Annotated in this window: 10 protein-coding genes and 1 pseudogene; 8 read left to right on the top strand and 3 right to left on the bottom strand. The window is 71.0% G+C overall.

Features of this window, described 5'->3' with window-relative positions:
- Positions 1-110: 110 nt before the first annotated feature.
- Positions 111-572, bottom strand: coding sequence for an ATP-binding protein (locus SZN_RS37805; RefSeq protein ID WP_050815153.1), 462 nt, complete (start codon positions 570-572; stop codon positions 111-113).
- 139 nt (positions 573-711) lie between these two features.
- Between SZN_RS37805 and SZN_RS32490 the strand changes: the two genes are divergently transcribed.
- The 3 genes from SZN_RS32490 to SZN_RS32480 all read left to right on the top strand — a co-directional run bounded on the left by SZN_RS32490 (position 712) and on the right by SZN_RS32480 (position 2,503).
- Entirely contained in the window at positions 712-1,596 is an 885-nt protein-coding gene (locus SZN_RS32490; RefSeq protein WP_139063632.1) for a helix-turn-helix domain-containing protein, read from the top strand.
- Positions 1,589-1,843 carry a DUF397 domain-containing protein gene (locus SZN_RS32485; protein ID WP_007503438.1) on the top strand — a complete coding sequence of 85 codons (255 nt, stop codon included), beginning with the start codon at positions 1,589-1,591 and terminating at the stop codon, positions 1,841-1,843. The genes SZN_RS32490 and SZN_RS32485 overlap by 8 nt, the downstream gene beginning before the upstream one ends.
- 189 nt (positions 1,844-2,032) lie before the next feature.
- The gene (locus SZN_RS32480; protein ID WP_208865884.1) at positions 2,033-2,503 is read left to right on the top strand and encodes a Rossmann-fold NAD(P)-binding domain-containing protein; all 471 of its coding nucleotides are present in this window, start codon (positions 2,033-2,035) and stop codon (positions 2,501-2,503) included.
- On the opposite strand, the pseudogene SZN_RS43575 reads toward SZN_RS32480, so the two are convergent.
- A pseudogene (locus SZN_RS43575) lies at positions 2,490-2,680 on the bottom strand (IS256 family transposase); the annotation flags it as partial. The gene SZN_RS32480 and the pseudogene SZN_RS43575 overlap by 14 nt on opposite strands.
- A gap of 27 nt (positions 2,681-2,707) precedes the next feature.
- Complete coding sequence (locus tag SZN_RS32475; protein WP_007503435.1) at positions 2,708-4,117, bottom strand: DUF2252 domain-containing protein; 1,410 nt, start codon at positions 4,115-4,117, stop codon at positions 2,708-2,710.
- A 234-nt stretch (positions 4,118-4,351) separates the two neighbouring features.
- Between SZN_RS32475 and SZN_RS32470 the strand changes: the two genes are divergently transcribed.
- The 5 genes from SZN_RS32470 (at position 4,352) to SZN_RS32450 (ending at position 9,115) form a co-directional block, all read left to right on the top strand.
- A complete protein-coding gene (locus tag SZN_RS32470) occupies positions 4,352-5,017 on the top strand; it encodes an HdeD family acid-resistance protein (protein ID WP_007503434.1) in 666 nt (221 codons plus the stop codon).
- Between the two features lie 17 nt (positions 5,018-5,034).
- Positions 5,035-6,639, top strand: a complete 1,605-nt coding sequence (locus tag SZN_RS32465; protein WP_007503432.1) for a hypothetical protein — start codon at positions 5,035-5,037, stop codon at positions 6,637-6,639.
- A gap of 78 nt (positions 6,640-6,717) precedes the next feature.
- The gene (locus SZN_RS32460; RefSeq protein WP_007503431.1) at positions 6,718-7,158 is read left to right on the top strand and encodes an SHOCT domain-containing protein; all 441 of its coding nucleotides are present in this window, start codon (positions 6,718-6,720) and stop codon (positions 7,156-7,158) included.
- Positions 7,159-7,192: 34 nt separating this feature from the next.
- Positions 7,193-7,618: a DUF7144 family membrane protein gene (locus tag SZN_RS32455; protein WP_007503430.1), complete on the top strand. Its 426-nt coding sequence runs from the start codon at positions 7,193-7,195 to the stop codon at positions 7,616-7,618.
- 219 nt (positions 7,619-7,837) lie between these two features.
- Positions 7,838-9,115 (top strand): NsdA family TPR-like regulatory protein, encoded by a 1,278-nt coding sequence (locus SZN_RS32450; RefSeq protein WP_483027205.1) that lies wholly within the window; start codon positions 7,838-7,840, stop codon positions 9,113-9,115.
- Positions 9,116-9,364 lie beyond the last annotated feature (249 nt).

Genomic DNA, 9,364 nt, shown 5'->3' with positions numbered 1-9,364 from the left:
CAGGGCCGCGGTCGGCTCCAAGTGGTGTCCTCGAATGAGCAGTTGAACGGGGAGATGAGGGTGGGGGTCGCCGGCCGGTGTCCGCTCGTCCAGAGAGGTCAGGCGGAGGCTCACTCGGTTTCCTTCGGCTGGAAGCGCACGCACTTTCCGCCCTTGTTGTCCTCAACTACTTGATAGCCGGGGGCCAGGAGCTCCATCAGCTCAAGCCCTCGCCCCCCTTCCGAGTCCACCTCGTGCACGCGTGGCCTCGGCATTTTCGAGCTGCTGTCCCAGACCTCGATGTAGCCGTCCTCGAAGACGACCACCGTGTAGTCGGGACTGCCACTGTGTGTGACAGCGTTCGACGCTGCCTCACTGACGAGGAGCTTGATGGTGAATAACAGGTCGTCAGATACGCCACGGCCTGCGCAGATGTCTCCGACCCACGTCCGTGCGTCAGCGACAGACGCGGGATCTGTTGCGAACGTCTTTGTCTTGCATGTGCGGCCCTGCGGTTGCTCTGTCGTGGGCATGGCGGCCTCCGGCTCGCGGCTGCGGCAGCCGCATTGCTCGTTCCACACCGCGACGCGCATCGTCCGGTGCGTGACGACGAGTCTTGTGCGTACGCAACTGCGTACGCAACCGCATTGCCGGAATTACCCCCGGAAGTGCTCTGCTTCGGCCTGCCCGCGCTACGCTGCCCATGACATACGTGGGTGCGAGGGGGGAGTCGTGGGAGTGAACCTGGCGGCTGCGGCTGCACGCCACAAGTTCGGCAGGGCCCTGCGCGCCGCTCGCGAAGCCAGTGCCGGCACCGGCAGGAAGGTCCAGCAGATCGACTTGGCGCGGGCCCTGGGCCGCAAGTCGTACAACCGTGTCTCCCAGCTGGAACGTGGTCTGAGCTGGCCGACGGACGAAGAGTGGCCCGTCATCTGCAAGACGCTGCGTATGGACGCGGTGACGAAGGCGGCGCTCTCGGCCATGCGCGACGCCGGAATGGCGATCACCGAGGCGTGGTGGGATGCGTACGATGGCGTCGTTTCGCCGACGTTGATCAAGTTCGTGGCTCATGAGGACGCCGCGTCGAAGATGACGACCCTGGCCGGCAACGTGCTGCCGGGACTTCTCCAGACTCCCGACTACGCCCGCTCCCAGGTGTTGCCCTTCAGTGGCACCGTGATGACGAAGGACGACGCCGGCCGGTCGGCGGCCATGCGTTCTCAGCGGCGGATGATCTTCGAGAGGACTCCCCCGCCGCAGGTGGAGGCGATGTTCTCCGAAGGGGCCCTGCATCAGATGGTCGGCGGTGTCGAAGTGATGCTCGATCAGCTTGACGCGCTGATCGAGGACGGTCGAACAGGCCGTGTGCAGTTCCGCATCATCCCCTTTACTGCACCGACCACTTTGACCTACATGTTCACCCTGCTGGAGTTCGCGGGAGAGGGCGACAGCCCTGTCGTCGTGTTCGACCAGGTCACCGGGATGGACTTCAAGGACAAGCCTGGAGAGATCCGCGAGGTACGCGCCTCGGTCGACGCTCTCCGGAACGTGGCGCTGGACGAGGTGTCCTCGCTTGAGCTGATGAAGAGGAAGCGGAAAGAGTTGGCACGTGGCTGACGAGACCAAGATGAACACGCTGAAGGCTCTGCTGGCCGCCGACCTCTCCGAGGCCAGGTGGACCAAGTCGGATTTCTCGGGCGGCAGCCCGAACGACTGCCTCGAAGTCACCGCCGTCGAGGGGCTCGGATACGTCCTGCGGCACTCCGTGCTCACCGAGCACAGGATTCCTCTGACGACCTCCGAGTACGAGGCGTACGTCAAGGGTGTGCAAGCGGGACAGCCGGGCCTCATGCCGAATCTGTAGCGCACCCCGAGCGACGGCGAAGGCACGCGGCAGACACGGGACTGCGATGAGCGGATCGCACTGGTAGGCGTTTGCCGACGAAGCCCACCCCTGGGCCGAGGTCTCTGCTCCTGGGTCCTCGGGACGGGCAGGACTACTGGTACGCGGGTTCTTGTCTCGGGCGGTACGTGGTACCTGGGCAGGTTCATCGTGGACGAGGCGCTGCGCCGTTGCTGGGACGTGACGACGTTCAACCGCGGCCGATCCGGGCGGGACGTGCCCGGGGTGCGCGCGGTCCGTGGCGGCCGTACCGAAGAAGCAGACCTCAACCGGCTTGCAGCCCAGGGTTCTTGGGATGCCGTGATCGACACGTCGAGTTCCGGGCTGCCGCCGCGTGACGTGCGGCTGGCTGCACAGGCTCTCCGTGACGCGGCGTCCCGGTGGGTGCACGTCTCCACCGCGTCGGTCTGCTCGGGTTGGCCGCACCGGACTCCGGCCGAGTCGTCCGAGGTTCTGGACTGTCCGTCCGACGCGGACGAGTCCTTCGGCCACTCGGGAGTCCAGCGCGGCCACCGCTCCTGCGTGCGCACCAAGTTGGTGCTGGGCGGCGAGTCGGCTGAGGTGTTCCAGGCGCTCGGCGGCTCGCTGGCGACGCGGCGGTCGCTCACCGCGGCGCCTTGACCTCGACCGGTCCGGCCGCGGTGACCGGAGTCCGGGGCCGGTGGCGCCCGTTGCGGACAAGGAGACGTCACCCATGCTCATCGGCTTCGGCAGCCAACTCGGCTATGTGCTGGGTGACTTCCGCGTCCAGAGCGGTGAGGGCAGTCGGCGGGCGCCCTCTCCCACGATCTCGTCGATCGGGGAGCCGAACCGCCGGCCGGCCCCTCAGAGGTCCTCCGCGTGGACCCGGCCCGTGGCGGCCGCCCGGCCCAGCGCGGCGAAGTCCCGCTCGTTCTGGTCGGCGTACGCCTGCGCGAAGCGGATCAGCGCCCGGTCGAAGCTGTCGCCGCCGCCCAGGTAGGCCGCGATGGCGACGGGGTCGCCGGAGCGGGCGTGGGCGCGGGCCAGGCTGGCGCCGCACAGCTGCGCGAACAGCCGCAGCATCGCCGGGTCCATGGTCTCCGGCCGGGCGATGCCCTTCCAGTCCCGCAGCTGGCGTACGTAGAAGTCCCGGCTGCGTCCGTCCAGGCCGCTGACGATGTGGGTCCAGCCCAGGAAGATGTCACTGGTCGTCTGGATCAGCCGCTGGCCCGTGACGACCCGGCGGCCCTGGTTGTCGTAGCGCTCGCCGCGGGTGTGCGCGGCCAGCACCGACTCCTGCGCCTCCTTGGCCTGGAGCAGCAGGGGGTCCTCGTCGTCCCGGCCGAGCATCAGCACGATCCAGCAGCGGGTGCCGACACTGCCCACCCCCACCACCTTGCGGGCCATGTCCACCAGCCGGTAGTGGCGCAGCAGATGCCGCCGCTCCGACGACAGGGTCTTGGCGTACCCCTCGACGACCGCGAGGATCTCCTGCTCCTGCCGGTCGCCGCCCGCGCCGGAGCGCAGGTCCCGCAGCGGGGTGATCAACGGCGCGTCCGGTGTGATGCGGCGCCCCTCCGGCGTGAGCCGGGTCAGCTTCTCGAACGCCTGCATGTGGGTGCGGGTGCGGGCCTTGTCCGTCGCCGCCCGGGTGCGGCGCCTGGCCTCCTTGCTCATCGAGGACGCCATCAGCTCCCGCAGCCGGTCCACGTCGTCCTGGGCGTACCAGATGTCCAGGGTGCGCAGGCCGGCGAACTCCCGCATCCGCGTCCGGTACGCCCGCACGCACTCCCGTACGGTCTCGTTCTGCTCCTTCTCGGAGAAGCCGTTGGCGCGGCAGGCGATCACGAAGGAGGACGCGAGCCGTTCGACGTCCCACTCGAAGGGGCCGGGCAGCGTCTCGTCGAAGTCGTTGATGTCGAAGACGAGATGGCGTTCCGGGGAGGCCAGCAGCCGGAAGTTCAGCAGATGGGCGTCGCCGCACAGCTGCACCGTCAGACCGGTGTCGGGCCGCCGGCCGAGGTCCATCGCCATGATCGCGGCGGCGCCCCGGTAGAAGCGGAACGGGGACTCCAGCATCCGGCCGTACCGGATCGGCACCAACTCCTGCACGCGCGTGGCCGATTGACGCTCGATCACCTCCACCGGGTCCTCGCGGCCGCCCGCGTCGAAGAGGCCGTGGCCCGAACGCGGTGCGTGCTTGCGGGCCGCGCGGCCGCGGGCCGCCCTGTCCGCCGGGGACAGCGAGGCCGTGTACGCGCTCGTGATCGTCATGGCACACCCTTCGCTCGCGACGGCCGCGTCGTCGGCCGTGACCGGGGCGGGCGCTCGCCGCGCGGCGGCGAGGGCCCTCTCGCTCCACCTCACCGCCGTGGCGGTCGCCGCGGATCACCCGCCATGGGTGACCCGGCGCACCCGCCCGGCGCGCGACGCTGAGCCGGTGAGGGTGCCACGCACCGTCCCGCCGGGCGGCCGGTGAGATCCGGCCGCCGTACGCGAGGAGGAGCCATGACCGTGTCGCGTGACCCGGCGCCGGGCCCCGGGCCCGACCCGCTGACCGGCGGGACGGCCCCCGCCCCCGACCCCGACGCCGAACGGCTGCTCGCGGAGCTGGGCGCCTCGTGGACCTGGCTGCTGGGCTCGGCGCTCGCCGCGCTCGTGCCCGGCATCCTGGCGCTGGCCTGGCCGGACGCCACCCTGCACGTACTGGCCGTGATCATCGGGCTGTACCTGCTGGTGACGGGGGCGTTCCGGTTCGTCGCCTCGTTCGCCCGCGAGCACGGCGACCGGCATCTGGGGCTGCTCGTGGCGGCGCTGTACGTGCTGGCCGGGGTGCTGTGCCTGCGCAACCCGCTCCAGACCATCGCCGCGCTCTCGCTGATCGTCGGTGCCGTCTGGGTGGTCACCGGGATGCTGACCGCCTGGACCGCGCTCGCCTTCAAGGGCCTGCCCCACCGCGGCTTCGTGCTCGGCGCGGCCGCCCTCGCCGTCGTCGCGGGCATCGTCGTGCTCGCCCTGCCGAACCAGTCGGCCGTCGTCCTGACCCGGCTGCTCGGCCTGTGGCTGCTGCTGCTGGGGCTCGCCGAGCTGGCCATCGCCTTCGCCTGGCGGGCCGCCCTGCACCGGGCCCGCTCCGCAGTACCGCCCGGCGCGAGCGCCCCGCCGGCGTCCTGAGCGAGCGAGGAGGGCCCATGGCCCCGGACGAACCTCCCCTTCCCCCCGGCCCGGACCCCGGCCCGGAGCGGCCTGACGGCACACCGGACCCCGGCCCGGACCCCGGCCCGGAGCGGTCGGACGGCTCGCAGGGCCCCGGTCTGGAGCGGTCGGATGGCTCGCAGGACCCCGGCCCGGAGCGGCCTGACGGCTCGCAGGACCCCGGCTCGCAGGACCCCGGCCCGGAGCGGTCGGACGGCTCGCAGGACCCCGGCCCGGAGCGGCCTGACGGCTCGCAGGGCCCCGGCCCGGAGGGCCCCGCCGGCAAGGTGCTCAGCGCCGAGGAGCACGCCGACTACGAGCGCTACCGCCGGGCCGGCGCGGTGCGGCACCGGCGGGCCCGCTACGGCGTCGCCTCGGTGCTGCTGCTGGTCACGCTGCTGCTGTCGATACCCGCCGTGATCGCGGCCTGGACGGCCGACACGGTCTCCGACACCGACCGCTACGTGGCGACCGTCGCCCCGCTGGCCTCCGAACCCGCGGTGCAGGCGGTCGTCACCGACCGGCTCACCGAGCGCGTCGTCGCCAACGTCGACGTGGACGCCGTCACCAAGGCCCTCGGCAAGGCGCTCGCGGACGCCGGGGCGCCACCGGCCGTCGTCGACCGCACCGAGGCCCTGAACGGCCCCCTGAAGGCCGCCGTCACCAACGTCGTACGGGACATCGTGCACCGCGTGGTCACCAGCGACGTCTTCCGGGAGACCTGGGTGGACGCCAACCGGCGGGCCCACTCCGCGGTCGTCGGCATGCTCACCGGCGACCGGAGCGGGGCCGTACGCGCCGAGGGCGACAGCATCAAGCTGGACGTCGGCACCGTGATCGACACCGTCAAGCAGCGGCTCGTGGACCGCGGCTTCGACAAGGCCAGCGCCATCCCCGCCCCGGACCAGCAGATCACCCTCTTCCGGACCGACAAGCTCTCCGAGGCCCAGGACGCGCTGCGGCTGCTGGACGTGATGGGCGCCTGGCTGCCCGTGCTGACCCTCGCGTGCGCCGCGCTGGCCGTGTGGACCGCGCCCGCGCACCGCATGATGCTGCTCGTCACGGCCGCGGGCGTCGCGGTGGCGATGATCGTGCTGCTCGTCGGGCTCGCCGTGGTGCGCCGCGTCTACCTGGACTCGGTGCCCGCCTCGGTGCTGCCCACCGACGCCGCAGCCGTCATCTACGACACGTTCGTGCGCTTCCTGCGCGACAGCACCCGCACCCTGCTCGTGGTCGCCCTGATCACGGCGCTCGCCGCCTATCTCTACGGCCCCGGCCGGGTCGCCCGGTGGGTGCGCCGCCAGGCCGCCCGCGGCACCGGCGCCGCGGGCCGCGCCCTCGGCGACGCGGGGCTGCGCACCGGCACGGCCGGCCGCTGGCTGGACACCCACGGCTCCTGGACCACCGGCATCGTCATCGGCGGCGGCTCACTCGCCCTGCTGCTGTGGAACCGGCCCACCGTCGGCGTGGTCGTCCTCGTCGTCTGCCTGGTGCTGCTGGTCCTCGCCGTGCTGGCGGTGCTCGCGGCCGCGGTGCCGCCCCGGACGGCCCCGGACGGCGGGGCCGCGGCCGGGGGCGGGGACTTCACCCGCCCAGGGTGAGGCCGCCCGCCGTGAGCATGCGCACGCTGAGTGCAGCGGGAACGGCGCGACGGACGCCGCCCGGGACGGAGGACAGCGATGACCGCCACCACGTACCTCGCCTACGACTTTCCGCTGCTGAGCATGTTCTGGACGCTCCTGTGGTTCTTCCTGTGGATCATGTGGTTCGTCCTGCTCTTCCGGATCATCGGGGACATCTTCCGCGACGACTCGCTGAGCGGCTGGGGCAAGACCGGCTGGCTGATCTTCGTCATCGTGCTGCCCTTCCTGGGCGTCTTCGTCTACCTCATCGCCCGGGGCAAGGAGATGGGCACCCGCGAGATCACCCACGCCCAGGCACAGCAGCGCGCGTTCGACGACTACGTCCGTGACCGGGCCGGCGAGGGCAAGCCGGCGAGCAGCGCCGACGAACTCGCCAAGCTCTCCGAGATGCGGTCCCACGGCGACATCACCGACGAGGAGTTCCGCCGTGCCAAGGAACTGGTCCTGAGCGGGTCCGGCTCCTCCCCCCGCGCCTGACGGCGCGCCGAGCACAAGGAAACGAGGCACAACGATGGCCAGCACACACACGCGACACGATCAGACGGCGAAGTACGCGTGGGCCGCGGGCCTGATGGTCTTCGCCGCGGTCATGCTCACGATCGCCGGGCTCATCGGGATCTTCCGCGGCATCATGGGGATCGCCGAGGACGACGTGTTCGTGACCACCCGCAACTACGTCTTCCAGTTCGACCTCACCGGCTGGGGCTGGGTCCACCTCATCCTGGGCGTGGTCGCCGTGATCATCGGCATCGGCCTCTTCCAGGCGTCGACCTGGGCCCGCGTCGGCGGCGTCGCCATCGCCGGGCTCATCATCATCGCCAACTTCCTCTCGCTGCCCTACTACCCGGTGTGGTCGGTCGTCCTGATCGCGATGTCCGGCTTCATCATCTGGGCGCTGTGCGTCGCCCGTCAGGAAGACGTCAGCGAGGGCCTGTGAACGGCGTCGGTGAGGTCGCCGACGTCGTACCGCCCGAGGCGGAGTCCGTCGCCACCGGCCGGTCCGCGTCGTCAGGGTGGCTCAGCGGCAATGTCGCTGAGCCACCCCCGCGTTCTGGTGCTCGGTCGCTTGCCTCTCAGGTCGCCTCCGAGTTCTTCGTGGGCGAGGTCGATCACGCGCTGACGGCGGCGGGCGTTGACGGCGGCGGCTTCGCGGAGGATGCCGACGGCCTGGTCGGACTACTCGCACACTTCCCTCGCGAACTGGTGCCGGCGGGGCATGATCCCCAAATGGCCGGTGCCCAGGTTCCTCGCGCAGGCGATCGCCGAACGGCTCGGCCGTCCGGTGGCACTTGGCGAAATCGGTATGGGCGATGCGGAGACACCGGACGCGGATGCGGGGTTGGATTTCCCGCGGGACCGTGCTGACGCGGTCCGAGTGGCCACCTCGTTCTGGAGTTTCGTGAACCGCCGCGACTTCCTGACCGGATCCGGCTTCGCCGTGTCCGCGTTCACCATCCCCGTGACCCGCTGGCTGGTCTCCCCCACAGATGAGGCCGCCGACCTGGCCGGTGGCAAGCAGGTCGGCCGGGCCGACCTGGACGAGTTGAGGGAAGCAGCCGACGAGGCCCGCCGCTGGGACTCCAAATACGGCGGCGGGAACTGGAAGGCCAACTCCGTCACCGTCTGCCTTCAGGAACGGGCGGCCCGGCTGCTGCTGGGCTCTTTCAGCGACGATGTCGGCCGGGACCTCTTCTCTGTCACCTCGGAGCTTTCCCGCCTGGCCGGTTGGACCGCCTTCGACGTCGGCCAGCACGATGTCGCCCAGCGGCACTTCATCCAGGCCCTGCGTCTGGCCCGTGCGGGCGGCGACGTCCCGCTCGGCTGCTATGTCCTGACGACCATGGCCATGCAGTCGCTCCTGCGGGGCTTTCCCTCCGAGGCCGTCGACATGGCCCAGGGAGCCTTCGAACGCGCCAACGGCCGGGCAGCGCCGCGTGTCCTGGCGTTCACCAAGCTCATCGAGGCCCGCGCCCACGCCCGCGAGAACAACGCCAGGGCCGCCTCACGGGCCCTCGCGGCGTCCGAGGCCCTCATCAGCCGGGCCGGCCAGAACAGTGGCGACGAACCGGCCTGGATCGACTTCTATCAGCCCGCCAGGCTGTCCGCGGACGCCGCCGAAGTCTTCCGTGATCTGAAGAACCCCAAGGCATCGCTCGCCTGGAACCAGCGGGCCGCCGCCATGCCGTCGGGGGTGTTCACCCGCTCTGTCGGGATGCGGCTCGCGATCGTGGGGACCGCCCACCTCCAGGCCCGCGACCTCGACCAGGGTCTCGACCTCGGCAACCGGTCCGTCGACATCCTCGCCCGTGTCCAGTCGAGCCGGGCCAAGGACTACGTCCGCGAGTTCAACACCGCCCTCGCCCCCTGGCGGCGGGAGCCGGCCGTCCGCGACTTCATCCACCGCACACGCACCGAACTCGGCCTCACCGCCTGAGCACCGTCTGGTTTCTCCCCCTCCTCGATGAGAGGGGAGAACCCGGAAGAGACCCCGGTCGCGCACGACTTCCACGGTGTACCGCCGCGTACGGACGTCTTCGCTCAGACCGCAGGTGGCGACCGCCCACTTCCAGGGCCGCGACCTCGCTCGGCAACAGACCGGGCCGTCTCGAAATCCATCATGTCGTGGATTCCGTTCCGGGCCTTGGCTGCCCTGGCGGCCGTCGGCCTCCTCGGACGGGCCGCC

The sequence above is a fragment of the Streptomyces zinciresistens K42 genome (genome assembly GCF_000225525.1).
GTDB lineage: Bacteria > Actinomycetota > Actinomycetes > Streptomycetales > Streptomycetaceae > Streptomyces > Streptomyces zinciresistens.
The sequence above is the reverse complement of the archived record's forward strand: the minus strand, read 5'-3'. Positions and strand labels throughout refer to the sequence as shown.

What these genes read in the sequence shown, in the direction of transcription:
- SZN_RS37805 (WP_050815153.1), bottom strand. Translation starts at nt 572, where the DNA reads ATGCGCGTCGCGGTGTGGAACGAGCAATGCGGCTGCCGCAGCCGCGAG.
- SZN_RS32475 (WP_007503435.1), bottom strand. Translation starts at nt 4,117, where the DNA reads ATGACGATCACGAGCGCGTACACGGCCTCGCTGTCCCCGGCGGACAGG.
- SZN_RS32470 (WP_007503434.1), top strand. Translation starts at nt 4,352, where the DNA reads ATGACCGTGTCGCGTGACCCGGCGCCGGGCCCCGGGCCCGACCCGCTG.
- SZN_RS32465 (WP_007503432.1), top strand. Translation starts at nt 5,035, where the DNA reads ATGGCCCCGGACGAACCTCCCCTTCCCCCCGGCCCGGACCCCGGCCCG.
- SZN_RS32460 (WP_007503431.1), top strand. Translation starts at nt 6,718, where the DNA reads ATGACCGCCACCACGTACCTCGCCTACGACTTTCCGCTGCTGAGCATG.
- SZN_RS32455 (WP_007503430.1), top strand. Translation starts at nt 7,193, where the DNA reads ATGGCCAGCACACACACGCGACACGATCAGACGGCGAAGTACGCGTGG.
- SZN_RS32450 (WP_483027205.1), top strand. Translation starts at nt 7,838, where the DNA reads ATGCCGACGGCCTGGTCGGACTACTCGCACACTTCCCTCGCGAACTGG.